Raw genomic sequence first — 25,459 nt, 5'->3', positions numbered from 1 at the left:
GCCGGCGGACGTTGCACGGGAAAGGCTATGTCCTTACCTTATGCGCACCTTCGCCATTGAAAACCCCGGGAAAGCGCCATGTTCGCGACTTATGTGCACCTGCCGAGACGTCGAACGGACGAAAGTACGCCTCGGTTAATTTCCGACCTGCGTTTTTAAAGCACGTAGCACGCGAAGGCGACGCAAACGGGCGATTCGGCATGGCGGAAGCGCACATAAGTCGAGGACATGGGCGAAAAGGACCGATTCCGCGGCAGAAAGCCGACGCGGCTCAACTTCGGCGCCCCTCCCCTTCCGCGGCCAGCAGCGCGGCTCCCACGGCGCCTGCGAAGCGCGCGCGGGACTCGGTGGCCACGGGCTCGCCCAAGCGCGCGCCGAGGCGCTCGACGAAGTACCCGTTGTCGCACAGGCCGCCCGTCAGGAAGTAGGGCGCGCCTTTGCCCTGCGCCACGAGCACCGACACCCGCTCCACCACCGATTCGATCACGGCGTACGCGATGTCCTCGCGCGGCGTTCCCTTGCCGATGAGGCTGATGACCTCCGATTCCGCGAACACCGTGCACATGGACGAGATGGACGTGGGCGCGCCCGCCCGCGCGAGGCGCGCGAGCTCCTCCTGGCTGACGCCGAGGCGGTTCGCCATGACCTCGAGGAACTTCCCCGTGCCGGCCGAGCACTTGTCGTTCATCGCGAACTTGACCACCTTGCCGCCGCGCAGCACGATGACCTTCGTGTCCTGGCCGCCCACGTCGACCACGGTGCCCCCGCCGCCGAACAGGAAACCGGCGCCCTTGCCGTGGCAAGTGATCTCGGTGACCACGCGATCCGCATAGGGGACCGCGACGCGTCCGTAGCCCGTTGCAACGCAGGGAAGCCTGCGCGGGTCGAAGCCGCGCGCGAGCAGCTGCTGGGCCAGGCGCTCGGCCGCGTCAACGCTGCTGAACCCCGTAGGGCACACAAGCGTCTCGGCGAGCCGGCCGTTTTCGAACACCGCCGCCTTCGCGGCCGTGCTTCCTACGTCGATGCCGATCGAGGGCATAGGCTAGGTCCTTTCATCTTTTCTTGGCGCGGAGGGGTGCCTAGTACAATTCCACCTCGTGCACGGCCTCGTATGCCAGGCCGCCGCTCTCGAAGGCGTCCAGCAGCGCGTCCCGCTCCTCGGCAGGGACGCACCAGGCTAGGCCGCAACCTGCGGAAACCTCGGATGGAATGGGGATCATCCTGCCTGGGAGGCCCGTCTCGCGGGCGGCGGCCTCGACGGCCATCGCGTCGCTCGTGGACGCGAAGGTCACCACGGCTTTCGGCGTCTTCCTCCGCACGGTTCAGGCCTCCTCGGCGATGGCGGCCACGGCGGCGATGCCGGCGTCCACCTCGTCCTCGGTGTTGAAGCTGCTGAAGCTGAACCGCACGGCGCCCTGGCTCTGCGTGCCCAGCGCCTCGTGCATGAGCGGCGCACAATGGGCGCCGGCGCGCGTGCAGATGCCGAATTCGGCATTGAGCGCGTCGCCGATCGCCGCGGAGTCCGCATCTCCCACGTTGAGCGCGACGATGCCGCAACGCCCCGCGTCGCCGCCCCCGCCCAGCACACGCACGCCGTCGATGCCGCGCACGCCGCGCTCGAAGCGCTCGGCCAGCGCGCGCACCTGCGCGCCCAGCTCCTCCACGCTGCGCTCCTCGATATAGGCCAGCCCCGCGCCCAAGCCGGCGATGCCGTGGGCGTTCAGCGTGCCCGCCTCCAGGCGCTCGGGCATGCGCGCGGGATGATGCCGGTCGTAGCTGTGCGTACCCGAACCGCCCACCTTCAGCGGCTCGATCTCCACGCCTTCCGCCACGGCGAGGCCGCCCGTGCCCTGGGGGCCGTACAGGCTCTTGTGCCCGGTGAACGCCACGACGTCCAGCCCATCGCGCCCCATGTCGATGGACACGACGCCCGCCGTCTGGGCCGCGTCCGCCACCAGCAGCGCGCCGCGCTCGCGGCACAGGCGCGCGATGCGGGCGATGTCGTACACGTCGCCGGTGAGGTTGGAAGCATGGGTCACCGCCGCCAGCCGCGCTCCCGGAAGCGCCGCCTCCAACGCGTCGTAGTCGAGCGCGCCGCGCGCGTCGTGGGGCACCACGACCACCTCGCAACCGCGCTCGTCCGCCAGACGGTACAGCGGGCGCAGCACCGAATTGTGCGAGGCGGCCGTGGTCACCAGCTTGTCCCCCGGCCGCGCGAGCCCGGCGATGGCCGTGTTCAGCGCCTCGGTGGCGTTGCTGGCGAAGGATACGCACGACGGGTCGGCCGCACCGAACAGCCGAGCCAGCTGCTGGCGCGCCCGGAACACGGCATAGCCCGCGTCGAGCGACGCCTCGTGCACACCGCGGCCCACGCCCCCGAAGCTGTTGACGGCCCGCGCCACCGCCTCGGCCACCTCGGGCGGCTTGACGGCGGTGGTGGCCGCGTTGTCGAAGTAGATCATAGCTCCACGATCCTTACGTCTCGGCTCGGCCCTACGGGCGAATGATGCCGCGCGCGCTCGCCTGCTTCTCCACGATCACGTACATGTTCGTGGCCTCGCCCACTTCCAGCTGCTCGGCCAGCCCGTAATGGTTCAGGCACGTGCCGCAGCTCATGATCTCGACGCCGGCCTCGGCGAGCGTGCGCAGGTCGTCGAGCGACGAGGAGCCCGTGCAGGCGAGCTTCACGCCGCCGTTGTACATGAGCACCGTCTCCGGCAGCTCGTCGAGCTGCGTCAGGGCGAACACGAAGCCCTTCATCAGCACGGCTCCCAGCTCGTCGTCCCCCGAGCCCATGAACTCGGACGGGATCACCGCCACCCGGCCGCCCGTCGGCGCCGGATCGACCGCCGGGCAGCTCGCGGCGCTTCCCGCCTGGCCGTCCGACGCCGCCGCGCCCTTCGAGAAGGTCACCGCGAACGCATCTTCGCCGCGCTTCTCGCCGACGGCTTCCACCTTGAGCGTCTTCGCCAGCGCCTCCAGGTTGTGCACCGCGGTCTCGTTGTCAACGAGCACTTCGAGCACGCCCTCCCCCATGGCCGAGAGCGCCTTCTTGGCGCGCACCACGGGAAGCGGGCACGCCTGACCCCGTGCGTCGATCTGCTCCATCGTCTTCCTTCTTTCTCATCGTCGGTTGTCATCCCGCACGGCGACGGCCGTGGCGCTTCCAGCTGGCGCCGCGCGGGATCCTTCGACTCCGGGCTGCGCGCTGCGCTCAGGATGAAAGCATGCACGGCCTCCGCACCGCCTGCAGGACGACAGCCTACCGCGGTCGTTCCCCTTCAGCAAAATATGTCGCGCCGCGCGTTCAGCTGGCGCGGCAGCCGGGCTACGCCCTCGATCGGGACGCCCTCCTCCTGCGCGAGGCGCTCCAGCAGCTCCACGTCGTCGCACGACGCGAGCAACGACACCCCGCAGGAAGCGCGCGCGGCGCGGGGCGTGGGCGATATCCTCGCCTTGGCCCCCGCGTCGCGCGCCAGCTCGTACAGACGCCAGCCGTCGGTATGGCTCGAGAACAGGATATAGCAATCCTCGGGACGTGCGTCCTTGTTCACGGTATCGGCAGCGTCTTGTTGCATGGCCTTACGCGTCCAGCATCTCGATGAACGCGCCGATGCGCGTGCGCAGCTGCTCGGCGTCGTTGTCGGCGTAGTCGGTCTCGAGGCCCAGGCACGGGATGCCCTCCTCGGCAAGCGCGTCCGCCAGCGGCGCCTTCTCCACGTCGTAGAGCGTGCAGAACTTGAGGTTCGCGTCGATCACGCCGTCGACCTTGTACTCCTTCGCCATGCGCACCACGTCCGCGACGCGACCCGGGTTCGGCGTGAAGCACGCGCAGTTGTTCTTCATATAGCGCTGCGCCAACGCCTGGAACATGCCGTCGAGCGTGCCCTCGCCCTCGTCCACCTCGTTCTCGAAGTAGCGCGTGCCCGTGCACATCTCCTCGCACACCACCACGGCGCCGCTCGTCTCGACGATATGGTGCAGCTTCCAGTTCGGGATGGCCAGCGGCGTGCCCGTGATCAGGATGCGCTTCGTGCCGGCGGGCACCACGCCCTCGCCGCGCTCGATGCGCGCTTCCAGCTCGTCGGCCAGCTTGTTCGCCGTCTCGGCGCAGCGCACCGGGTCGTCGAAGAACGCGATCTGCATCATGAGCAGGGCGTCCTTGCCGCTGATGGGCACCGGGTCTACCTTGCGCGCCTCGAACACGCGGGCCAGCGCGCGACGCTTCTCGTTGATGGTGCGAATGGCACGGGCAAGGTTCTCGGCCGTCAGCTCGTTGCCCGTCTCGGCCTCCACCTCCTTGGCGAACAGCGCGATCTCGTCTTTCCACGCCGCGATGTCCTTCTCGCGCTTCATCTGCGGCACGTCCATAACGTAGGTCTTCTTGTCGGCCCCCAGGATCTCGTAGGCCTTCTTCTTGCCGTCGCACGTGGTCTCGCCCACGTACATGTCGGCCACGCTGAAGTACGGGCACGTCTTGCCGAAGTGCGCACCGAGCGACGCCTTGATCAGCGGGCAGATGCCGCTGGGCAGCACCTTCTCGCCTTCGGGCACCCAGAACTGCGAGCCGCCGCACAGCCCCGTGACGGCGCCGCCGCAGGCGACGACCACCTCGTCGGGCACGAACACGCAGAACGTGCCGAACACCTTGCCGCCCTGCTTTTGCAGCTCGATGAGCTCCGCGGGGCGCACGCCGTGGATCTCCGACACCACGAAGTCGTAGAACGCCATGTTCTCAGGGCGGTTCTCCTGCGTGAGGTACGTGTCGCCGAACGCCATCGGCAGCACGGCGCACAGCTGGTCGTGCGTCTCCAGATCCATGCCCAAGTCTTTCCACATTGCCTGATAGTCAGCCATGAAGGCCCCCTTCGATACCAGTCGATAGCAAAGTTGCGATGTTATTCGGTTGTCGTTGCAGAAATGACGGTGCAGCGTCGCCGGATGCGCGCATGCGCATGCGGGACGCGATGAGGTGCGCGATGATGAAGCGTCGCCTTGCATGCAGAAATGGCACCCGCGCAGAATCGTGCCAATGCGAGGCGACGAGGTAATGATACCGTATCGCAGCCGCCCGCCGCAATCGCAGGGCAGCTTATCGGCGAAAGGCCGGCGGAAAAGCCCCTACCGATCGACGTCCTTCTTCCGGTACACGAACCAGTACGCCATGCCGACGGCGACGCCGCCGGCGACGTTGCCCAGCGTGGCGGCCGACAGGTTCGTCGCGATGCCGGCCAGCGTCACCGCGTCGGGCGCACCCACCCCCATCGAGTTGAGCAACAGCCCCATGGGGAGGAAGAACATGTTCGCCACGCAGTGCTCGAACCCGCACGCAACGAACGCAGAGATGGGCAGCAGGATGCCGAGCACCTTGTCGGCGACGGTGCGCGCCGAGAACCCGATCCACACGGCCAGGCACACGAGGATGTTGCACATGACGCCCTTGAAGAACAGCGTCGTCCAATCGGGCGCCACCTTGCCCGCGGCCACGCTGACGAAGGCCTCGCCCACCGCGCCTCCGTTCATGGCGGCGACGTTCGCGAAGTGGACGAGCGCGAGCGCGACGAGCGCGCCGGCGAGGTTGCCGAGCCACACGAGCAGCCAGTTACCCAGCAGGGGCTTCCAGCCGATGCGGCCCGACGCTTTCGCGCACACCAGAAGCACGTTGCCGGTGAACAGCTCCGCGCCGCAGCACAGCACGAGCACCAGCCCGAGGCAGAAGCAGAGTCCGCCCACCGCGCGCTGCACCGCGAACGGCACGGCAGGGTCACCCAGGAACACGCAAAAGTACAGCGCCCCGAACGCGATGAAAGCGCCGGCCAGCATCGCGGACGCGAAGCACTTCGCCTTCGGCATGGCCGCCTTGGCCTCGCCGACCTTCTCGGCCTTCTCCGCGATTTCAGCCGGCGACAGCGCATCCGGCCTGAGCGTTTGGATCTCGTCCTGCATCATGATCGCATCTGGTTCCTTCCTTGCCTGGTCGCGGCTTCTTCGCGCGTCCCCTGCGAAGTCGCACGGTATGATACCGCAACTCGCGGGCGCAGGGAGAAACAAAAGCGTTTTCCTCGACAATTTCCCCATCTCGTCGTCCTGCTCGTCGCATCGCCGAATCGATACCCGGCCGTCGGTGCATGGGCGCGCGCAACACTGGTATACTTTGGCGAGCGGCCGCGTCGGCCGCGCATCCCCGCACCCGTGTTCGAGAAAGGCGTTTCCATGGCGAATCCGTCACGCACCGATCTGCTCCGCGCGCTCCCGCAGGTGGAGGAGATGCTCCAGCTGCCCGAGGTGAGCGCACTTCTGTCGCTCCTCCCCCGCAGCGTGCTGGCCGATTGCGTGCGCGAGGCCGTCGACGAGACGCGTCGAGCCGTGCTTGCGGGAGCATGCGAACGGGTCGACGTTCCGGCGCTCGCCGAATCGACGCGCGCCCGGGCGCCCCCGTCGCTGCGCCGCGTGATCAACGCCACGGGCATCGTCGTGCACACGAACCTCGGGCGCAGCCCGCTTGCCGACGAGGCCGTGAGCGCCGTGAGCGACGTGGCGCACGGCTACTCCACGCTGGAGTACGACACCGATGCCATGGCGCGCGGCAGCCGCCACGACCATGTGGAGCGCCTCATCTGCACGCTCACCGGCGCCGAGGCGGCGCTGGCCGTGAACAACAACGCGGCGGCGGTCATGATGGTGCTCCACGAGTTCGCGCGCGGGCACGAAGCCGTGGTGTCGCGCGGCGAGCTGGTGGAGATCGGCGGATCGTTCCGCATACCCGACATCATGGAGCTGTCGCAGGCGCGCATGGTGGAGGTGGGCACCACGAACAAGACGCATACCGTCGACTACGAGCGCGCCATCGGCGCCGACACCTCGATGCTGTTGAAGGTGCATCCTTCGAACTACCGCGTGGTGGGCTTCGCCGAGAGCGTGTCGGCGCGCGACCTGCGCCCGCTGGCCGATGCCGAGAACGCACGGCGCACGGCATCCGGCGAGCCGGGCGCGGGCGAGCTTCTGGTGTACGAGGACCAGGGATCGGGCGCCTTCCTGAACCTCGATGCGTTCGGCGCGTACGCCGAGCCCACCGTGGCCGAGTCGCTGCAGGCGGGCTGCGACCTCGTGTCGTTCTCGGGCGACAAGCTGCTGGGCGGCCCGCAGGCGGGCATCATCGTGGGAGCGAAACGGTTCATCGACCGGCTGAAGAAGAACCCTTACGCCCGCGCGATGCGCCTCGACAAGATGACGCTGGCCGCGCTGGAGGCCACGCTGCGCCTCTACCTCGACCCCGCGATCGCGCTCGAGCGCATCCCTGCGCTGCGCATGCTGTCCGAGCCGGCCGAAGCCGTGCGCGGGCGCGCCGAGCGGCTGGCGCGCACCTTGGAGGAAGCGCTTCCCGCAGGGGCGGCGCGCATCGACGTGGTACCGGATACCGCGCGAGCCGGCGGCGGCGCGCTGCCGTTGTGCGACATCGACTCGCATGCGGTGCGCATCGAGTTTTCGCGCGGGGACGCGCAGGGGTGCGAGACGTTCCTCATTGCGCGGCGCGACGTGCCCGTGATCGGGCGCATCAAGCACGACGCCGTGCTGCTGGACGCGCGCACCGTGGCCGAGGACGAGCTAGCCGAGGTCGCCGAGGCCGTGCGCGCCTACTTCGACGCGCTCGACGCCGGAGCCGAGGGGAGCCGCGCATGAGCGGGCACACGCAGACCGACCTCGTGCTGGGCACGGCCGGCCATATCGACCACGGCAAGTCGTCGCTCGTGCTGGCCTTGACCGGAACCGACCCCGACCGTCTGGCAGAGGAGAAGCAGCGCGGCATCACCATCGAGCTGGGCTTCGCGCGCCTAGCGCTTCCCGACGGCACCGTGCTCGGCGTGGTGGACGTGCCGGGCCACGAGCGCTTCGTGCGCCAGATGATAGCGGGATCGACGGGCATCGACCTGGCGCTTCTTTGCATCGCCGCCGACGACGGCATCATGCCGCAGACCGAGGAGCACCTGGCCGTGCTGGAGCTTCTGGGCATACGCACCTGCGTGGTGGCGCTCACGAAAACCGACCTCGTGGACGAGGAATGGGCGCTGTTCATGGCCGACGAGGTGCGGGGCCGCCTGGCCGGCACGCCTTTCGCGGATGCCGATATCGTCCCCGTGTCCAGCCGCACGGCCGCCGGGCTTCCCGAGCTGCAAGAGGCTCTGACACGCGCGGCGCGCACCACGCGGCGCGCGAAGGCGGGCTCGCGCCTGCGCCTGCCCGTCGACCGCGTGTTCAGCATCAAAGGCGCCGGGACCGTGGTCACGGGCACCCTGTGGAGCGGGTCGGCCCGGACGGGCGACGAGGTGGAGGTGCTGCCCTCCGGCCTGCGCACGCGCGTGCGCAGCGTGCAGGTGCACGGCGAGCCCGTCGATCGCGCCGACGCCGGGCACCGCGTCGCCCTCAACCTGAACGCCGTGTCCACCGACGAGGTTCGACCGGGCGACTTCCTGGCCGCGCCCGGTGCGGCGAGCGCCACCGACCGCTTCGACGCCCACCTTGCGTTCCTCGGCGTGCCAGGCAAGGGCAAGCCGCTCGTCAGCGGCGCGCGCGTGCACGTGGCGCACGGCACGCGCGAGGTCACCGGCCGCGTGCTGCTCATGGACGGACGGCCGTCGCTCGGCGTCGGCGAGCGCGCCTACGCGCAGATCCGCCTCGACGAGCCGCTGCCCGTAGCATGGCGCGACCGCTTCGTCGTGCGCTCGTACTCGCCCGTGCACGTCGTCGGCGGCGGCGAGGTGCTGCGCGCCCGCCCCCGCCGCACCACCACGCTGGCACCGGGCGCGCTCGAGCTGCTGGACGCGCTGCGCGAAGGCGACGAGGCCGCCGTGGCGCACGCCGCGTTCGCGCTGACCGCCGCGCCCGTAACGGCCGCCGAGCTGGCGACGCTTTCCGGGCTCGAGGAGGACGCGGCCGCCCGCGAGCTCGAAGCCCTTGCCGCGCGCGGCGCTGCGGTGCGCCTCGGCGGCGAGCGCGCGCTGCGCTACGCCGCCCCCTCCGTGCTGCAGAAGCAGCGCGCCGCCATCGAGAACGCCCTGCTGAAGTTCCATGCCGAGAACCCGGCCGCCACCGGCATCGCGAAGGACGCGCTGCGCCGGCGCTGCCTGCCGCGCGCGGACGCGGGCTGCTTCGACGCGCTGCTGGACGACGCGGTCGCGCGCGGCGCCGCGGTGACGGACGGGGGCGAGGTGAGCCATCCCAAAGCCGGAGCAGGCGCGCGCAAGCTGGAGGAGCAGGCCGCCGAGCAGCTGCGCGAGACGCTGGCCGCCGCAGCCGGGGCGCCGCCGTCCACAGGCGAGCTCATCGCATCGAGCGGCCTAGACTCCTCGCTCGTCCACCGCGCGCTGGGAAGTCTGGAGAAGCAGGGCCTCGTACGGCGCATCGGAGCCGACTTCTACTTCGACGTATCGGCGCTGGCCGCCTTCGAGCAAGCCGTGCGCGCCCGTCTGGTTGACGGCCCCGCCACCGCAGCCGAGCTCAAGGACGCGATGGGCACCAGCAGGAAGTACGCCATCCCCCTGCTCGAGTACTTCGACTCCCAAGCCGTCACTCGCCGCGAAGGCGACACGAGGGTGCCGGGAGGAAGATGACGCCCCGAGGGAGGTTCTATCCGGGAATACGAAAAGCGCCCCGATCGGGGCGCTTGCGTTTCTGGCGGAGATGTGTGCGAATCGAACACACCCGAGACGTTCTGCACGCCTCACAGCGGCTTTGAAGGCCGTGGAGCCCACCAGGACCCATCCATCTCCAATAAGAAGGTGCCGTTTCGGCACCGTAGATATGATAGCGCATTTGTCCGCGACGAGGACGCGCGTTCCGAAATGTTGCGTATCGTTCAGCAATTCCCCAAAAGTACGTCGCTCAGGTGGCGACGCGCCACATCCGCCAGCGCATGGAGCGCGGACACGGGGGTTGGAGGCCGGTCGAGCATCCGATGGCACGGGAAGAAGCGCGTGAGATGGTACGGGATGGCGGGATCGAGCGATGCCAGCCAAGCCGCTGCCGCATCGATTTCGTCGGGATCGTCGTTGAGCCCGGGGATGACGAGCGTCGTCACCTCGAGGTGGCACGTCGGATCGGCCGCCAGCGTTTCGATGGTGCGCTTGACCGCGGACAGGTCGCCGCCCGCCGTATCGTAGAATCCCTGCGTGAACCCCTTGAGGTCGATGTTTGCCGCGTCCACGATGCCGAGGAGCTCGGTAAGCGGCTCTTCGTTCACCATCCCGTTGCTCACCAGCACGTTCGCAAGCCCCGCCTCGCTCGCGAGCCGTCCGACGTCCCGCACGTACTCGTAACCCACGAGCGGTTCGTTGTACGTGTACGCGACGCCTACGCATCCGCGATCGCGGGCCCGCAGCGCCAGGCCGACCGCCTCTTCGGGCGCCACGTAGCGCCATGCCGCATCCTCCGCGCCCGCGCAGGCGATATCCGCGTTCTGGCAGAACGGACAGCGCAGGTTGCACCCGTAGCTTCCCAGCGACAGCACGGTCGAGCCCGGGCGGAACCGCGCGAGCGGCTTCTTCTCCACCGGATCGAGCGCGATCGAGGTCACGCGCCCGTAATTCTCGTCGACGACCCGTCCACCGTAGGCAACGCGCGCCCTGCACAGCCCGCGCCGTCCTTCGGAAAGCGCGCAGGCGTGCGGGCACACGCCGCACACGGCGCGCCCGTCAGCCACGGCGCGGCTCTCCCCCGCGTTCGTGGCGCACCACCTCGAAGCGCTCCAGCTCCACGTCGTCGTCGAACAGGTCGATGCCGGCCTTTCGCTTCGCGATGTCCACCTGCTGCTGCGCCGAGTCCACGCCGTCGAGGTTCGGCAGCAGCAGCCCCCGCTTCCAGCCTTTCGTCACGATCACACCGTAGCGGGCCGGGTCCAGCTGGTCGATCGACTCGACGGGCATGGGCGTGAACAGCACATCCACCGAATACGACAGCGCGTCCAACTCGTCGGGGCGCACGGGCGGGAAGCGCGGATCCTCCGAAGCCGCCGCCACGCCGTTGCGCACGATCTCGGCGGCCGTGCTGCCCGTCACCGGCGAGATGGTGCCGATACAGCCGCGCAGCTCGCCGTGTTCGTGCAGCGACACGAACACGCCGGCGCGCTTGTCCGACAGCTCGGGCGGCAGGCCGTCGGGCACCGCTATGGGGTTGCCCGTGCGCACGAACCCTTCGACGCTGGCGCGGGCAAGCGCAACGTACGGGTCGACCGGCGCATCGTTCGCGGCTGCGTCGCGCGCACCGCTGCGATCCTCATCGCGGTCAACCGCGGTCCGCACGGCGCCGTCGCCGGCCGAGCCCTGCACCTCGAACGCGGCCACCGCGTAACCCACGCCGAAGGGGCCTTCGTAGCTGAGCAGCTCGTGCGAGATGGGAAGGCCTTCCAACGCGCCCGCCATGATCCAGAACGAGCGCAGGCCGCATTCCGCCGCCTCCTCGCCGAACGTCTCGTCTATCTCCAGCAGACCGCTCAAATCGCCCGCATCGAACAGCGCGGTGACCATACGGTCGAACACGGGGCCCTGCGGAGCGTAGCCGTACGGGCCGTCGCTCGCAAGCTTATGGGACAAGTCGCCGCTGGCGATGAGGACGCAGCTGCGATCCAGATCGGCGGCCGCCTCGGCGATGCAGCGCCCCAGCGCGAGGTGCGTCTGGGGCGAGAGGCCCGACAGCCCGATGCGCACCACCTGGTACGTCGAATATGCCTCGTTCACGAAATGCAGCGGCACGATGGTGGCATGGTCGAGATCCTTCCCGCCCATGCCGCTGCCGCACAGCGGCACCGTGTGCTTGCGCGCGCACGCGGCTATGGCGGCCGTCATCTCGCCGTCGTATTGCACGGTCATGGAAGAGTCCCATGCGCCGAAGCGCCCCATGTCGCCGCGGTCGAAGTCGCCCGTGGACAGATGGAAGCAGTCGCGGAACAGCGGGGCGTGGGGCGACACCACGACGACTGTCTCGGGCGCGTGGGCAGCGATGCGGCGCGCCACCTCGCGATACGCGTCGAGGGTGTCCTGGATGGCGCGCTCCTGGCCCCGGCCTACCTCGGGCATGGCGAGGGGCGGATGCGGCACGGCGTACGCGGCGACGATTCCCATGAGAGCTCCTTCCCGCAAGCTTCGACCGGGCGCTCGAACGTTCGAACGTGTGCGCCCTTCAATGGTTCGATTGTACACCCTGCGAACAGCCGCTCCTGTCCTTTACCGCCGCATGCGCCCATTCGATACGCAAGCGTTGACGGACGCGCGCATCGCCGCGCTTACCGATCGGCTCGAGCGGCGTCGTTCACATCCATGGTCATGGTCTGGAAGCGGTGCTCCATGTAGGCGTTGTCGAAATGCTTCGCGTAAAACTCCTCGATGGGCGTGTCGGGCGCCTTGCCCGCCGATCGCGCGTACCAGCAGTCGATGGACTGCACGGTCATGACGCCGTCCACCAGCATGAGCCCCGCGCATACGGCCGTCACCGCGTAGCGCCAGTTCCACGGAATGAGGTTGATCAACTTCAAAAGCCGCGGCAGCAGAAGCTTGATCCACGCCACGCCCAGCACGCCCCACATCACCATGAACACGAAGTTCGTGCGTCCGTCGATGGACAAGAACGTGCCCGAATAGTCCCATGCGCGGATGCCGAACGAGAACTCCATGATCCAGCTCGTGAAATACTCGAACGCACCGCCGATGACGGCGCTCACGAGGAAGACCACCCACACGGGCTTGTCGTGGAAACGGTTGAGCGCGATGGTCATGAGCAGAGCGCCGAAACCGTAGATGGGAGAGAACGGCCCGAACAGAAGCCCAGCGCGATCCTGATACTCATGGTATAGCGCGAAATGGAACAGCACCTCGATGATGAGCCCCAGCACGCAGCACACCACGAAGATCCAGAACAGGTTGAAGAAGTTCAGCGTGATGAACCCTTTTTTCGGCTTGCGCTCGCGCGCCAACCTCCTCTCTTCCGAGCGCTGCTCCTTGTCCATCTTCTTGAGCTTGCGCTGTAGCCGGCGCTCCTCGTGCAACTGCGGGTCGAGATAGCTGGTCACCGCGACGAGAATGACGATCTGAACGAGGTAGCCGATGTGGTGCGCAGACAAGCCGAACAGCATCAGCGTGCCGATGACGGCCAGCACGGTGAGCGCCGCGAGGGTGTTCGCCGCCTGCGCCGCGTGGGCTCGGCGATTGCGCAGCAGCCGCACGCCCAAGAACACGAACAGCACGGCCGATGACGTGAGCACCGCCATGAGACCGGCGAAGATGACGATGGACGCCGTTCGGTACGTGCCGCCGCCGACGCCTTGCACGAAGGAGAAGATCACCGGCGCCAGGTCGCCGAGGGAAGCGAGTCCTCCTACTATGCTGAGAACGCCGAATACCTTGAGCGGCACCGGGAGGCGACCTTCCTCGTTCACCGTGTCGTTCATGCAAGATTCCTTTCCTCGGTCGTTGACGATACCGCGCGCACATCGTACGCGCCGTCCTCCACCCGCCACGCGGCTGTAACGGTATCGTAACGTGAGAACGAGCGCTGCGGAAGGGCGGCTTCGCGAAACGCCGAACGCCGCAACGGGGAAAAGCTATGCGAGGGCCGCGCCTAGGCTTCGGCGCGGCCCTCGCATAGGGCATCGACGAAGTAGCGGTGATAGGCCTCGTGCATCTTGCGACGCTCTTTCACGCGTACCGGCACGCATGTTCCGTCGCGTAGAATGAAATCGTCGCAAACGTCGGCTATGTAGTCCATGTTCACCAAACAGCTGCGATGGCAGCGCAGGAAGCGGGGATCGTTCAGATCCTGCTGCACGTCGTCGAGCTTGGCCAAGCCGCGATGGCAGGCTCCGTCCGCGGTGTGCAGCAGCACCGAATGATCGCGGCTTTCCAGATACACGATGTCGCCGAAGGCGAAATAGCGCCGCGATGCGCCCACCCGAAACGCCAGTCGAGGCTCGCTCGCAGGCAGAACCCGATCGAGGACACGCTCGATGGCGGCCGGGTCGAGCGGCTTCATGAGGTAGTCGGTCGCACGCACCTCGTAGCTTTCCACCGCATGCTCGCGCGAGACGGTGAGGAACACGATGGGAACCGCCGCGTCCACCGCGCGCAACGCGCGGGCCGCCGACACGCCGTCCACGCCTTCGAGGTACACGTCGAGGAACACCAGATCGAACGGATCTCCGTTCGCCGCATCGGCTACCAGGCGCTCGCCGGCCGTGTACTCCTGGTACCGAGCCCGAACGTTACGCCCTGCCAGCGACCGGTCCAGCGCACTGCGCAGATCGCTTCGCAGCGCTCCGTCATCATCGCAGATCGCTATCCTCAAACCGGAACCTCCTCAGTTTTCGACGTGTCGCTATATTGTCCGATGAAGAGGGTTATATTGTCCAGAACCGGTTACGACGCGAAAAGCGCCGTTTTCGCAGCTGGGATAACGTGACGATGAAAACTACCCGTCCAGCTCGACATCGCGCCTCAAGCCGTAATGCAGCACGAGGTAGTACGCTATGCCCGCCGCCATCCAGATAAGGCCGAGCACCTTCGCCGGCACGTCGAGGCTCCACCACGTGTATCCGATCACCGCGATGCCGCACAAGGGAGACAGTAAATGCGCCGCCCAGCGCCCGTCGCGCTTCTTGATGAAGAAGTACCCGATGACGGTAACGTGTAGCATGAGGAACGCGGAGAGCGCTCCGAAATTCACGAACAGGGATATGGTGTCGGTGCCCAGCCTGCCGAACGTCAGCACCAGCACGAGCGTGAGGGCTCCCACGAACAGAGAGGCGACGTAGGGCGTATGGTACTTCGGATGGATCTTGGCCAACGGCTTCGGCAGCCCGCCGGCACGCCCCATGGCGAAAAGTATCCGCGACACGGCCGTCTGAGCGGCCAACGCCGTGAAGATTCCCCAGGCCAGCGCCGTGGCAACGGCGCACACGATGTACAGCCAGCGTCCGCCCACGACCTGCGCCACCAAGTAGAAGGCGTTGCCCGAGTCGCCCGCGAACGCGGCGCCGTCGGGACTGATGCAGCCCGCGATGTAGGTCTGCAGCACGAACAGCGCACCCACGATGACCAGCGATGCCATCATGGCGCGACCCGGGCCGCGTCGGCCGTCCTTCGCCTCCTCCGACAGCGTGGCGATGCCGTCGAAGCCCAGAAACGACAGCACGCCCAACGACACGGCGCTCATGACGAGGTTCGGGTCGAACGTCGAGGGATTGAAGAGCGGGTCGAGCGAGAAACCGCGCGACGAAGGGTCGGCGAGCAGCCATCGAACGCCCAGCACGACGAAGACGAGCAGCACGAGGATCTCCAGCACAAGCGCCACGCGGTTCACGATATCGGTGAGTCCGATGCCGCGCACGTTCACGAACGTGTTCGCAGCCACGAACGCCACGGCGAACGCCCACGGGGGCACTTCGGGCACGAGCCCGGACAGCGCCGTCGAGGCAACCACGTACATGAGCAAGGGAATCAACAGATAATCGAGCAGCAGCGTCCAGCCCGTGACGAAACCAATGCCTTTGCCGAGGCCGCGCGAGGTGTAGGCGTACACCGAGCCCGCCACCGGCCACTCGCGGATGAGCATGCCGTAGGACAGCGCCGTGAACACCATGGCCAGCGTGCCCACGAGATACACGAGTGCAGGCATGCCGCCCGACTCCGAGAACACGCCGCCGTAGATGCCCATTGGCGCGATGGGAACCATGAAGATGAGCCCGTACACAATCATGTCCGGCACGCCGAGCACGCGCGCAAGCTTCTGCCCGCCCGGCTGCCTGCCGGCGCTCGCGTCGGACGAGGCGCGCTTCGCGCCGCCGTGAGCCTTATCCACCATGCAGCCGCTCCTTTCGCCAGGCCACTCGGATGTCCGGCGCGCAAGCGCCGAGACGTACCCGATACACGATACGGCAGAGCCCGGAAGGGCGCTGGAAGACCCGACCGTCCTTGCCGATGCGTTGCCAGCCTGTCGGCCAGGTGTTTTCGCATCGAACGCCGCAAGCTCCGCAAAAAGGAAAGCCCGCTTTCGCGGGCTTTCCGAGCAGGTTTAGAAGTCGATGGTGTCGGGATCGAGACCGCTTTGGCCGAGAGGATCCAGCTCGTCGATACGCTGCAGGTCCTCGTCGGTGATGTCGAACCAGAAGATGCGCGCGTTCTCGGCGATGCGCGCCGGGTCCGTGGACTTCGGCAGAGGGATGGCACGGCGCTGCAGGCACCAACGCAGGCACAGCTGCGCCACCGTGCAGCCGTAGCTGGCAGCGATGTCGATGAGCAGCTGGTTTTCCAGCACGCGACCCGAGCCCAGCGGCGACCACGCCTCCACCACGATATCGTGGCGGTTGCAGAACTCGCGCGTGACCTCCTGGTTGCAGCCGGGGTGCAGCTCGATCTGGTCGACCATCGGCAGGATATCGGCCGCGTCCATAAGCGGTTCAAGATGATGGGGCTTGAAATTGCTCACGCCGATGGCGCGCACGAGCCCGTCGAGGTAGAGCGTCTCGAGCGCGCGCCACGTCTCCTGGTTCGTGCGCTGCCATTCGGCCTCGGCGCCCTGCGCAGCGGGCCAGTGGATGAGGTACAGGTCGACGTAGTCGAGGTGCAGCTTGGCACGCGATTCCTCGAACGCCTTGAGCGTCGCATCGTAGCCGCGATCGGTGTTCCACACCTTCGTGGTGATGAACAGGTCCTCGCGCGATATGCCTCCCGAGGCGAGCGCCTTGCCTACCGTGCCCTCGTTGTCGTAGGCTGCCGCCGTGTCGATATGGCGATACCCGTCATGAAGAGCCTGATGAACGGCATCGATCCCCACTTCCCCATCGGGCATCTTCCACGTGCCGAACCCCAGGCAGGGAATGCCGTATCCGTTTCGCAGGGTGATACGATCCTTCGGGCTTTGCAAATCCGCCATGCGTGCTCCTTATCACTCATACGCCGCCGCTGACGGGCGGCGTGAACCGTCGTTACTCGTCCACGATACGCCTGCGCAGCGCGCGGTCGCCGAACCGTAGCGCGCTCGTAGAAGGAAGGACACGCAAGCGTTACCCCGCCGGCGCGGGCGGCTTCGCGCCCGCTCGACCAGTCCGAGTCACGACGGCGACGTACGCCGAAATAGAAAATTTGGCAGGAAACGCTGCGGCAACCCGGCTCCGCGGGAGGACGCCCAACCACGGAGGGAACGCACTGGCTGATCGCCTGCGTCACTCGTCGACGCGGCCGCGCTGCGCCTTCGTTTGGGAGCGCCGGCGCTTCTGGGCGAGACGGCGCTCCTTGGAGGCGCGGGTCGCCTTCGTGGCGCGGCGCGCCTTCGGCGGCACGGCCTCGCGCACGAACCGGTCGCGCAGCTTCTGCAAGCACAGCTGGCGGTTGCGGAACTGGCTGCGCGACTCGCGGGACGTCACCGTCATGCCGCTGGGCACGTGCGTCATGCGCACCGCCGAGTCCGTTGTGTTCACGCACTGGCCTCCCGGCCCGCTCGCGCGGAACGCCTGCACGTGGCAGTCGCGCGCGATATCCTCGAGCGATTGGCGCGCCCAGACGGCGTAGTCGCGGTATGTCGGCTCATCGTGACCCATGATCGCATCATAGCACGACGCCCGCGAACGCACATCATCGCCCGAAAAACACGGAATCGCTCCTGCAAGCGTGTTTTTCGGGCGATGATGCAAAGTCGACCTGCCGACCGCCGGCGCCGCCGGCAGGTCGGCCCCTTAATCCTCGATGCCGTCGTTGTTCCTGATCAGCTTGCGCTTGATCTTGCCGCCGATGGTCTTGGGCAGCTCGTCGACGAACTCCACGATGCGCGGATACTTGTAGGGCGCCGTCGTGTGCTTCACGTGGTTCTGCAGCTCGCGCACCAGCTCGTCGGAAGGCTCGTAACCGCGCGCCAACACGACGGTGGCCTTCACCACCTTGCCGCGGATGGGATCGGGCGCCGCCGTGACGGCGCACTCCACCACGGCGGGATGCTCCACGAGCGCGCTCTCCACCTCGAAGGGCCCGATGCGGTAACCCGAGCACTTGATGACGTCGTCGTTGCGACCCACGAAGAAACAGTAGCCGTCGGAGTCGCGCCACGCCATGTCGTGCAGGTTGTAGTACTCCCCGCCCACGGCCTCGCGCGTGCGCTCCTCGTCGCGATAGTACCCCACGAACAGTCCCGGCGGGTACGCCTCCTTGAGCCCCGTCACGCAGATGGCGCCCTCCTCGCCGTCGGGCACCTCGATGCCGTCGTCGTCCAGCAGCTTGATGTTCAAAAGCGGCGAAGGCTTGCCCATGGAACCCGGACGCGGGTCGACCCACGGGAACGTCGCCAGCAGCACCGGACCCTCGGTCTGGCCGAAGCCCTCGCGGATCCTCTTGCCCGTCAAACGCTCCCACGCCAACGTGACCTCGGCGTTCAGCGGCTCGCCCGCCGTGGCGAAGTTGTGCACGCTCGACAGGTCGTAGGCGCTCACGTCCTCCTGCAGCATGAAGCGGTACATCGTCGGCGGCGCGCAGAACGTGGTCAGCTTGTAGTCCTGGATCTTCTGCAGCAGCTTCGTGGGCACGAACTTGTCCATGTCGTAGGCGAAGACGGTGGCGCCGGCGATCCACTGGCCGTAGATCTTGCCCCAGCCGAACTTCGCCCAGCCGCTGTCGGTCACGCTCATGTGCAGCGCGTCCTCTTCCACCTGCTGCCAGTACTTCGCGGTGATGATATGGCCCAACGGGTGGGCGAAGTTGTGGCACACCGCTTTCGCCATGCCCGTGGTGCCTGACGTGAAGTAGATGAGCATGATGTCCTTGCTCGTGACGCCCGCCTCGCCCCTCGGGCGCTCGAACTCGTCGGACTCGCCCTCGATCAGCTGGTCGAACGGCGTCCAGCCGTCGCGCTCGCCCGCCACGATGATGCGGTTCTCGATGGACGGCGATTCAGGCAGCGCTTCCTCCATCTGCCCGCATACGTACTCGTCGTTCACGCAAACGACCGCCTTCACCTGCGCGCTATCGGCACGGTAGACGATGTCCTTCTTCGTCAGCTGCAACGACGCGGGGATGATGGTGGCGCCCAGCTTGCACAGCGCCACGGCGCACACCCAGTATTCCCAGCGACGGCGCAGGATCATCATGACCACGTCCCCCTTGCCGATGCCGAGCTTGCGAAACGCGTTGGCCGCCCGGTTCGACAGCTTCGACAAGTCGTCGAACGTGAAGGTGCGCTCCTCGTCGCGATCGTCGCACCATACGAGCGCACGCTTCTCGGGATCGACGCGAGCCCACTCGTCCACCACGTCGAAGCCGAAGTTGAACGCCTCGGGCACGTCGATCTTGAAGTTCTCGAAGAAGTCCTCGTACGAATCGAACTCGATGCGGGGGCAGTATTTTTTCAGGATATGGTTCACGGGCTGTGCTTCCTACTCTGCGATGATCGTCACGAATTTTGCAGGGACATCTCCGCCGCAGCGCTGGCCGTGCGGATGCTCCGGATTGAAGTAGATGCTGTCGCCGGCGTTGAGCTCGAACTCCTTGTCCGCCCATGTCACCACGACGGTGCCCTCGATGACGAGATTGAACTCCTGACCGGTGTGCGTCACGAGCTTCGCGGGCTCGTCGGACGGATCGAGCACCACGAGCAACGGCTGCATGATCTTGCCGGTGTAGCGCCACGCAAGGTCCTCGAAGTGGTATCCCGGATAACGGTCGACCTCGCGCCCTTCGCCCCAGCGCACCACCTGGTACGTGTCGAGCTTGGCCGCGGTGCCCGTGAGGATCTCCGTGAACTCCACGCCGAAGTGGTGCGCCATGTGGTAGATGGCCGAAATGGGCACGTCGTCGCCGGTTTCCTCCCAGCGGACATACGTCTCCAGCGGCACTTCCAGCTCGGCCGCCATGTCCTCGCGCGAGACGTCGCACGCCTCGCGCAGACCCTTGATGCGCAGGCCGATCTCGGCCAGTTCAGCTACCATGCGAATCCTACACTTTCTAACGCGTACATTTCCAAATCGGTCAGCGAGGCTTTCCGTGGTGCCCGAGATTGGCGTGAAAGCCCGAGGAAGCGTACCTTGGGTACGCGACGAGGGCTTGGAGCGCCAAGATCGAGCGCCACGGAAAGCCGCCCCCTACGGGGACTAGCTGCGCGTCGCAGCGTCGAGCAGTTCCGACGGCCGGCAGGCCGTCGGAACGATCATGCGTCGATTCCCAGTTGCAGGGCTCGTTTGTTCATGTCGAGCATCGCCGTCTTCTTGGCGGGCACGCACTTCTCGATGGCCTTCCAGAGGGTCTCCTCCTCGCAGAAGCGCGTCTCGGCGAACAGCTTGCCGGCCAGGATGATGTTCGCCAGCTTCTTGAAGCCGGCCTCCTCGGCCATGGCCGTCGCGGGGATGGCGCACATGCGCACGCCCTCGATCTCGGGGATGCGCTGGACGAGCGTGGAGTCGGCCACCACGATGCCGCCCTCGGCCACGCTGCGCTCGAACTTGTCGAGGGACGGCTGGTTCATGGCAACGAGCACGTCGGGGGCGAGCACGAGCGGGCTTCCGATGGGATCGTCGGACAGGCACACGCTGCAGTTGGCGGTGCCGCCGCGCATCTCAGGGCCGTAGGAAGGCAGCCACGACACCTCGCGGTCCTCCAGCAGACCGGCGTAGGCGATCAGCTTGCCGGCGAACAGCACGCCTTGGCCGCCGAAGCCGGCCAGCACCATGTTGACGGAACGGCTCATCGTGCGCCTCCTTCCACCTGCGGGTCGGGGTGCGCGATGGGGCAGGCGGCGTTGCGCGCCGAAGCCGCCTCGGCCGCGTTCGCGTAGCCCTCGGCCACCACGTCCTTGTACACGCCCAAGGGATAGTACGGCAGCATGTTCTCGTTCATCCAGGCGAATGCGTCCTGCGGCGTCATGCCCCAGTTCGTCGGGCACGTGCCCACGATCTCGACGAGCGAGTAGCCGCGCTTGTCGATCTGGGTCTGGAACGCTTTCTTGATGGCCTTCTTCGCCTTGCGCACGTTCTTCGGGCAGTCGACGGTGACGCGCTCGAGGTACGCCACGCCGTCGAGCGAGCTCAGAAGCTCGCACACGCGGATGGGGAAGCCGGCCGTCTCGGTGTTGCGGCCGTAGGGAGAGGTCTGGGTCACCTGGTTCGGCAGGCTCGTGGGAGCCATTTGGCCGCCGGTCATGCCGTAGATGGCGTTGTTCACGAATACGACGGTGATGTTCTCGCCGCGCGTGGCCGCATGAACCGTCTCGGCCATGCCGATGGACGCCAGGTCGCCGTCGCCCTGGTAGGCGAACACGACGCCGTCGGGCAGCGCGCGCTTCACGGCGGTGGCCACCGCCGGCGCACGGCCGTGCGCGGCCTCGATCATGTCGCAGCCGTAGAAGTCGTAGGACGTGACGGTGCAGCCGACGGGCGCGATGCCCACGGTGGAGCCTTCCACGTCCAGCTCGTCGAGGCACTCGGCCACAAGACGGTTGACGATGCCGTGGGAGCACCCAGGACAATAGTTGGTGACGACGGGCAGGAGCGCATGGGGTCGCTCGAACACGACTTTCATTTCCTTGTCGGCCATGGCCTACTCCCCTCCTTTCGCGGATGCGGCGATTGCTTCGTTCATGGCTTCCAGCTTGGCCAGCACCTCCACCGGCGTCGGGATGACGCCGCCGGTGCGGCCGTAGAAGTCCACCGGGCGGCGGCCGGCCACGGTCAGGCGCACGTCGTCCACCATCTGGCCCATGTTCATCTCCACCGACAAGTAGGTCTTCGCCTGAGGGATGGTGGCCTCGATGGCGTCCACGGGGAACGGCCACAGGGTGATGGGGCGGATGAGGCCGGCTTTGACGCCTTTCTCGCGAGCCGCGACCACCGCGCTGCGCGCCACGCGGGCGCTCGCGCCGAACGCGACCACCACGATGTCGGCGTCGTCGGTCATGAACGCCTCGGCGCGCTGCTCGTCGCGCTCGATGGCGGCGTAGCGCTCGTAGCGCTCCACGTTGAGGTTCTCCAGGGCCTCGGCGGTGAGGTACAGCGAGTTCACCACGTTATGGGGGCGCTGGTGCTTGTGGCCGCATGCGGCCCAGGGCTTCTCGGGCAGCGAGTCGACGGGCTCGGGCATGACCACGGGCTCCATCATCTGCCCCAGCATGCCGTCGGCCAGGATCATGACGGGCGTGCGGTACCTGTCGGCCACGTCGAACGCGTTGTACACGTAGTCGGCCATCTCCTGCACGGTGGACGGAGCGTACACCACCACGCGGAAGTCGCCGTGGCCGAGCGCGCGCGTGGCCTGCCAGTAGTCGGCCTGAGACGGCTGGATGCCGCCGAGGCCCGGGCCGCCGCGCTGCACGTTGATGATGACGCCCGGCAGGTCGGCGCCGGCCATGTAGGAGATGCCCTCGCCCTTGAGCGAGATGCCCGGCGACGAGGACGACGTCATGACGCGCGCGCCGGCCGCAGCCGCCCCGTACACCATGTTGATGGCCGCGATCTCGCTTTCAGCCTGCAAGAACGTGCCGCCGACCTTCTCCATGCGCTTGGACATGTAGGCCGCAAGCTCGGTCTGCGGCGTGATGGGGTATCCGAAGAAGAAGCGGCAGCCGGCGCGCAGGGCGCTCTCCGCCAAAGCCTCGTTACCCTTCATGAGCACTTTCTCTGCCATGGTCTACCTCTCTACCGTGATCGCAACGTCAGGGCACATGACCGCGCAGGACATGCATCCCGTGCACGCGTCCAGGTCGGTGCAGTACGCGGGATGGTAGCCCTTCACGGTGATCTTGTCGCGGTCGAGCGCCATGATCTGCTCGGGGCACGCGTCGACGCACAGGCCGCACCCCTTGCAGAAGGAGTCGTCTACGCTGATTCTCGCCATGATCCGCCTTCCTCGTCTCGTCCGAATGCATAAACGGCCGGACTGGAGCGTCCGGCGCGCAGCTCTCTTGTCTATTCCCAGGGAGTTCTTACATATACTTGCACAGGATAGTACGTTTGCCGATCCCCATTCGGCGCGCGGTGGGTAGTTTCCCGGTCGGCGACCTGGCGCGCCGCCGCAGCGGGCACCGTGGTGCATGCCAAGGGCAGCCCGACCGCTTGCGCAACCGCTTGCGCGAACGGCAGGCCCTGCTCCACGACCTGGGCGTCGGTGTCGTGCTGCAGGTGCGTGTTGTTCACGACGCACGTGGCCCGCAAGTGCGATTTCGCCTCGATCTCGCGCAGCACCTCCACCGCCTCGGCCGGCTCCTGCGTGAGGTTTCGGTTGCGGTTCACCACGTACAGCATCTCGTAGGGAGCCTGCTCGACCGTGCGCGCGAAGCGCCCGAGCGCCGTGGCGCCCGCATCGTCGCCGCCCGCATCGATCACCACGAAGGGACGCTCGTCGCCGTCGCGCCAGGCTCGCTGGGCGCCGTCGATGGCCGGCTCGATGGTGCCGGACAAGCTGGGTCCGTCCACGTTCGTGCCCGCGAACACGGGCGCGACCAAACGGATGCCGCGCTCGTCGAGCAGCGCGCGGTAGTCGCTGGAGCGGAAGAAGGGGTTCACCACGTCGAGGTCGATCACCGTGACCGCGCGTCCCCCCGCAGCCGCGTCGAGCGCGATGTTGAGCGTCAGGTTCGTCTTGCCCACGCCGTAGTGCCCGCACACCACGGCCACGGGCGCATCCATCATCATACGAGGCCTTCCGGAGCTTTCGCCGCCTCGTCCGACTCGCGGATGGCTGCGCGGCGGATCTTGCCGTTCACGGTCTTGGGCAGCGCGTCCACGTACTCCACGATGCGGGGGTACTTGTACGGCGCGGTCTTGTGCTTCACCCAGGTCTGCAGCTCGCGCGTCAGCTCGGAGGAACCCTCGAAGCCCTCGGCCAAAACAACGGTGGCCTTCACGGCCTTGCCGCGCGTGGGGTCGGGCACGCCGGTGACGGCGCACTCGCGCACCGCCTCGTGTTCCAGAAGCACGCTCTCGATCTCGAAGGGGCCGATGCGGTAGCCGCTCGATTTGATGACGTCGTCGTTGCGCCCGACGTACCAGAAGTAGCCGTCCTCGTCGCACCACGCGGTATCGCCGGTGTGGTACCAGCCGCACGTCATGGCGGCCGCGGTCTTCTCGGGGTCGCGGTAGTATTCCAGCATGATGCCGGCAGCCTTCTCGTGGATGTCGATGCACACCTCGCCCGTCTCGCCCACGGCGCAGCGGGTGCCGTCGTCGCGCTGGATCTCAACGTTGTACAGCGGCACCGGCTTGCCCATGGAGCCGGGTCGCGGAGTGGAGTTCGTCAGGTTCGCGATGGTCAGCGGCGTCTCGGTCTGCCCGAAGCCCTCGTAGATGGTGAGCCCCGTGTGCTCCTTCCAGAAATCGAACAGATCGGGATTCAAGGCCTCCCCCGCCGTCGTGGAGTACTGGAGCGAGCTCAGATCGTAGGCGTCGACGTTCTCGGTCATCATCATGCGGTACATCGTGGGCGGGCAGCACAGCGTGGTGATGCGGTGCTCGCCGATGAGCGACAGGATCTCGGAGGGGTGGAAGCGGTCGAAGTCGTACGTGAACACGCACGCCTCCATAAGCCACTGGCCGTAGTACTTGCCCCATACCGCCTTGCCCCAGCCCGTGTCGGCGATGGTGAAGTGCAGGCCGTCGGGATCCACGTTGTGCCAATGCTTCGCCGTGACGAGATGCGCGATGGCGTACTCGGAATCGTGCAGCACCATTTTGGGGTTGCCCGACGTGCCGGACGAGAAGTACATGAGCATAGGGTCGGCCGCCGCCGTCTCACGGCGCTCGAAGTCCTCGGACGCGGCGCGCACGCACGTGTTGAAGTCGAGCCAGCCGGCGCGCTCGACGCCCGCCGCGCACACGCCTTCCGGCCCCGACAGCGCCTCGCCCAGCGGCAGGCCGTCGTCGGGGAACACGAGGTTGCCGTCGGCGTCCTCGGGCGTGAGGCCGCCGCCCGCGCCGTTCACGAGGATGCGGCGCTCAAGCGTGGGGCACGCGTCGGCCACGCGGTCGCACACCTCGGCGATGTCGCCGAGCGATGTGGCGATGACGGCCTTGACGGACGCGCCGTTCAGGCGGTATTCCAGGTCGTGTTCCTTGAGCATGAAGGTGGCGGGAACCATGACGGCGCCCAGCTTCGCCAGCGCGGTGGCCACGAACCAGAACTGGTAGTGGCGCCGCAGGATGACCATGACCATGTCGCCGCGGCCGATGCCCTGCTCGGCCAGGAAGTTCGCGGTCTTGTCCGACCAGCGCTTCATATCGGCGAACGTGAACACGTGGTTCTCGCCCTCGGGGTTGCACCACACCATGGCGCGGCGGTCGGGGTCGTTCGCGGCGATGTCGTCGACCACGTCGTAGCCGAAGTTGAAGCTTGCCGGACAGCTCACCTCGAACGAGGAAAGCACGCCGTCCTCGTCGTAGGCCTCGTTCACGTAGCGGAGGTTGATGTTTCTCATAATGGTGTCTTTCTCGGAAGATCGATGCAGCGGAAGG

23 protein-coding genes, 1 tRNA gene and 1 pseudogene are annotated in these 25,459 nt (G+C 67.2%); 2 read left to right on the top strand and 23 right to left on the bottom strand.

Translation table 11 applies throughout. The features are described 5' to 3' along the window. Positions 1 to 271: 271 nt before the first annotated feature. The 7 genes from GT590_RS09505 to GT590_RS09475 form a co-directional block, all read right to left on the bottom strand. A complete protein-coding gene (locus GT590_RS09505) occupies positions 272 to 1,039 on the bottom strand; it encodes an acyl-CoA dehydratase activase (protein WP_015760714.1) in 768 nt (255 codons plus the stop codon). 40 nt (positions 1,040 to 1,079) lie between these two features. Next, positions 1,080 to 1,319, bottom strand: coding sequence for a DUF3343 domain-containing protein (locus tag GT590_RS09500; protein ID WP_015760715.1), 240 nt, complete (start codon positions 1,317 to 1,319; stop codon positions 1,080 to 1,082). Between the two features lie 3 nt (positions 1,320 to 1,322). Beyond that, positions 1,323 to 2,462, bottom strand: a complete 1,140-nt coding sequence (locus GT590_RS09495; RefSeq protein ID WP_021409708.1) for an aminotransferase class V-fold PLP-dependent enzyme — start codon at positions 2,460 to 2,462, stop codon at positions 1,323 to 1,325. Positions 2,463 to 2,493: 31 nt separating this feature from the next. Further along, positions 2,494 to 3,108: a sulfurtransferase-like selenium metabolism protein YedF gene (gene yedF / locus GT590_RS09490; RefSeq protein WP_015760717.1), complete on the bottom strand. Its 615-nt coding sequence runs from the start codon at positions 3,106 to 3,108 to the stop codon at positions 2,494 to 2,496. 173 nt (positions 3,109 to 3,281) lie between these two features. Next, a complete protein-coding gene (locus tag GT590_RS09485; protein WP_015760718.1) occupies positions 3,282 to 3,578 on the bottom strand; it encodes a DUF3343 domain-containing protein in 297 nt (98 codons plus the stop codon). 4 nt (positions 3,579 to 3,582) lie between these two features. Next, on the bottom strand, positions 3,583 to 4,857 hold the full coding sequence (locus GT590_RS09480; RefSeq protein ID WP_161171055.1) for a double-cubane-cluster-containing anaerobic reductase: 1,275 nt from the start codon (positions 4,855 to 4,857) through the stop codon (positions 3,583 to 3,585). 264 nt (positions 4,858 to 5,121) lie between these two features. Then, positions 5,122 to 5,949 carry a formate/nitrite transporter family protein gene (locus GT590_RS09475; protein WP_035585215.1) on the bottom strand — a complete coding sequence of 276 codons (828 nt, stop codon included), beginning with the start codon at positions 5,947 to 5,949 and terminating at the stop codon, positions 5,122 to 5,124. A 264-nt stretch (positions 5,950 to 6,213) separates the two neighbouring features. Here GT590_RS09475 and selA point away from each other — a divergent pair, with 264 nt between their 5' ends. Continuing rightward, entirely contained in the window at positions 6,214 to 7,680 is a 1,467-nt protein-coding gene (gene selA / locus GT590_RS09470; protein ID WP_161171054.1) for an L-seryl-tRNA(Sec) selenium transferase, read from the top strand. Then, positions 7,677 to 9,608, top strand: a complete 1,932-nt coding sequence (selB, locus tag GT590_RS09465; RefSeq protein ID WP_114513351.1) for a selenocysteine-specific translation elongation factor — start codon at positions 7,677 to 7,679, stop codon at positions 9,606 to 9,608. Before selA ends, selB begins: the two co-directional genes overlap by 4 nt. Positions 9,609 to 9,670: 62 nt before the next feature. Here selB and GT590_RS09460 read toward each other — a convergent pair. The 16 genes and pseudogenes from GT590_RS09460 to GT590_RS09385 all read right to left on the bottom strand — a co-directional run bounded on the left by GT590_RS09460 (position 9,671) and on the right by GT590_RS09385 (position 25,422). Beyond that, a tRNA-Sec gene (locus GT590_RS09460) sits at positions 9,671 to 9,767 on the bottom strand. 86 nt (positions 9,768 to 9,853) lie between these two features. Continuing rightward, entirely contained in the window at positions 9,854 to 10,696 is an 843-nt protein-coding gene (gene amrS, locus GT590_RS09455; protein WP_009307108.1) for an AmmeMemoRadiSam system radical SAM enzyme, read from the bottom strand. Further along, a complete protein-coding gene (gene amrA, locus GT590_RS09450; protein WP_015760721.1) occupies positions 10,689 to 12,113 on the bottom strand; it encodes an AmmeMemoRadiSam system protein A in 1,425 nt (474 codons plus the stop codon). Before amrA ends, amrS begins: the two co-directional genes overlap by 8 nt. A 161-nt stretch (positions 12,114 to 12,274) precedes the next feature. Further along, positions 12,275 to 13,435, bottom strand: a complete 1,161-nt coding sequence (locus GT590_RS09445; protein ID WP_015760722.1) for a putative ABC transporter permease — start codon at positions 13,433 to 13,435, stop codon at positions 12,275 to 12,277. A gap of 170 nt (positions 13,436 to 13,605) precedes the next feature. Further along, complete coding sequence (locus GT590_RS09440) at positions 13,606 to 14,328, bottom strand: LytTR family DNA-binding domain-containing protein (protein WP_015760723.1); 723 nt, start codon at positions 14,326 to 14,328, stop codon at positions 13,606 to 13,608. A gap of 123 nt (positions 14,329 to 14,451) precedes the next feature. Next, positions 14,452 to 15,843 carry an APC family permease gene (locus GT590_RS09435; RefSeq protein WP_015760724.1) on the bottom strand — a complete coding sequence of 464 codons (1,392 nt, stop codon included), beginning with the start codon at positions 15,841 to 15,843 and terminating at the stop codon, positions 14,452 to 14,454. A gap of 210 nt (positions 15,844 to 16,053) precedes the next feature. After that, positions 16,054 to 16,914: an aldo/keto reductase gene (locus GT590_RS09430; RefSeq protein ID WP_015760725.1), complete on the bottom strand. Its 861-nt coding sequence runs from the start codon at positions 16,912 to 16,914 to the stop codon at positions 16,054 to 16,056. Positions 16,915 to 17,203: 289 nt separating this feature from the next. Next, positions 17,204 to 17,506, bottom strand: a pseudogene (locus tag GT590_RS09425) (peptide chain release factor-like protein); the annotation flags it as partial. A gap of 207 nt (positions 17,507 to 17,713) precedes the next feature. Then, a complete protein-coding gene (locus GT590_RS09420; protein ID WP_015760726.1) occupies positions 17,714 to 19,387 on the bottom strand; it encodes an AMP-binding protein in 1,674 nt (557 codons plus the stop codon). 12 nt (positions 19,388 to 19,399) lie between these two features. Then, positions 19,400 to 19,951 carry a helix-turn-helix domain-containing protein gene (locus tag GT590_RS09415; protein WP_021409396.1) on the bottom strand — a complete coding sequence of 184 codons (552 nt, stop codon included), beginning with the start codon at positions 19,949 to 19,951 and terminating at the stop codon, positions 19,400 to 19,402. 218 nt (positions 19,952 to 20,169) lie between these two features. Beyond that, complete coding sequence (locus GT590_RS09410; protein ID WP_114550171.1) at positions 20,170 to 20,706, bottom strand: 2-oxoacid:acceptor oxidoreductase family protein; 537 nt, start codon at positions 20,704 to 20,706, stop codon at positions 20,170 to 20,172. Beyond that, a complete protein-coding gene (locus tag GT590_RS09405) occupies positions 20,703 to 21,551 on the bottom strand; it encodes a thiamine pyrophosphate-dependent enzyme (RefSeq protein WP_057385134.1) in 849 nt (282 codons plus the stop codon). The genes GT590_RS09410 and GT590_RS09405 overlap by 4 nt, the downstream gene beginning before the upstream one ends. Before the next feature lie 3 nt (positions 21,552 to 21,554). After that, positions 21,555 to 22,637, bottom strand: coding sequence for a 3-methyl-2-oxobutanoate dehydrogenase subunit VorB (locus GT590_RS09400; RefSeq protein ID WP_021410238.1), 1,083 nt, complete (start codon positions 22,635 to 22,637; stop codon positions 21,555 to 21,557). A 3-nt stretch (positions 22,638 to 22,640) separates the two neighbouring features. Then, the gene (locus GT590_RS09395) at positions 22,641 to 22,847 is read right to left on the bottom strand and encodes a 4Fe-4S binding protein (protein WP_015760731.1); all 207 of its coding nucleotides are present in this window, start codon (positions 22,845 to 22,847) and stop codon (positions 22,641 to 22,643) included. 71 nt (positions 22,848 to 22,918) lie between these two features. After that, positions 22,919 to 23,644, bottom strand: a complete 726-nt coding sequence (locus GT590_RS09390; RefSeq protein ID WP_021410242.1) for a hypothetical protein — start codon at positions 23,642 to 23,644, stop codon at positions 22,919 to 22,921. Next, positions 23,641 to 25,422, bottom strand: coding sequence for an AMP-binding protein (locus tag GT590_RS09385; RefSeq protein ID WP_161171052.1), 1,782 nt, complete (start codon positions 25,420 to 25,422; stop codon positions 23,641 to 23,643). Before GT590_RS09385 ends, GT590_RS09390 begins: the two co-directional genes overlap by 4 nt. Positions 25,423 to 25,459 lie beyond the last annotated feature (37 nt).

The organism is Eggerthella sp. BIOML-A1 (assembly GCF_009875595.1).
Classification (GTDB): domain Bacteria; phylum Actinomycetota; class Coriobacteriia; order Coriobacteriales; family Eggerthellaceae; genus Eggerthella; species Eggerthella lenta.
Note: the sequence above shows the minus strand (reverse complement) of the source record. Positions and strands in the feature narration are given on the sequence as shown.

Coding starts and splice junctions, on each gene's coding strand:
- GT590_RS09505 (WP_015760714.1), bottom strand. CDS start 1,039: ATGCCCTCGATCGGCATCGACGTAGGAAGCACGGCCGCGAAGGCGGCG.
- GT590_RS09495 (WP_021409708.1), bottom strand. CDS start 2,462: ATGATCTACTTCGACAACGCGGCCACCACCGCCGTCAAGCCGCCCGAG.
- yedF (WP_015760717.1), bottom strand. CDS start 3,108: ATGGAGCAGATCGACGCACGGGGTCAGGCGTGCCCGCTTCCCGTGGTG.
- GT590_RS09485 (WP_015760718.1), bottom strand. CDS start 3,578: ATGCAACAAGACGCTGCCGATACCGTGAACAAGGACGCACGTCCCGAG.
- GT590_RS09480 (WP_161171055.1), bottom strand. CDS start 4,857: ATGGCTGACTATCAGGCAATGTGGAAAGACTTGGGCATGGATCTGGAG.
- GT590_RS09475 (WP_035585215.1), bottom strand. CDS start 5,949: ATGATGCAGGACGAGATCCAAACGCTCAGGCCGGATGCGCTGTCGCCG.
- selA (WP_161171054.1), top strand. CDS start 6,214: ATGGCGAATCCGTCACGCACCGATCTGCTCCGCGCGCTCCCGCAGGTG.
- selB (WP_114513351.1), top strand. CDS start 7,677: ATGAGCGGGCACACGCAGACCGACCTCGTGCTGGGCACGGCCGGCCAT.
- amrA (WP_015760721.1), bottom strand. CDS start 12,113: ATGGGAATCGTCGCCGCGTACGCCGTGCCGCATCCGCCCCTCGCCATG.
- GT590_RS09445 (WP_015760722.1), bottom strand. CDS start 13,435: ATGAACGACACGGTGAACGAGGAAGGTCGCCTCCCGGTGCCGCTCAAG.
- GT590_RS09435 (WP_015760724.1), bottom strand. CDS start 15,843: ATGGTGGATAAGGCTCACGGCGGCGCGAAGCGCGCCTCGTCCGACGCG.
- GT590_RS09430 (WP_015760725.1), bottom strand. CDS start 16,914: ATGGCGGATTTGCAAAGCCCGAAGGATCGTATCACCCTGCGAAACGGA.
- GT590_RS09415 (WP_021409396.1), bottom strand. CDS start 19,951: ATGGTAGCTGAACTGGCCGAGATCGGCCTGCGCATCAAGGGTCTGCGC.
- GT590_RS09410 (WP_114550171.1), bottom strand. CDS start 20,706: ATGAGCCGTTCCGTCAACATGGTGCTGGCCGGCTTCGGCGGCCAAGGC.
- GT590_RS09405 (WP_057385134.1), bottom strand. CDS start 21,551: ATGGCCGACAAGGAAATGAAAGTCGTGTTCGAGCGACCCCATGCGCTC.
- GT590_RS09400 (WP_021410238.1), bottom strand. CDS start 22,637: ATGGCAGAGAAAGTGCTCATGAAGGGTAACGAGGCTTTGGCGGAGAGC.
- GT590_RS09395 (WP_015760731.1), bottom strand. CDS start 22,847: ATGGCGAGAATCAGCGTAGACGACTCCTTCTGCAAGGGGTGCGGCCTG.
- GT590_RS09390 (WP_021410242.1), bottom strand. CDS start 23,644: ATGATGATGGATGCGCCCGTGGCCGTGGTGTGCGGGCACTACGGCGTG.
- GT590_RS09385 (WP_161171052.1), bottom strand. CDS start 25,422: ATGAGAAACATCAACCTCCGCTACGTGAACGAGGCCTACGACGAGGAC.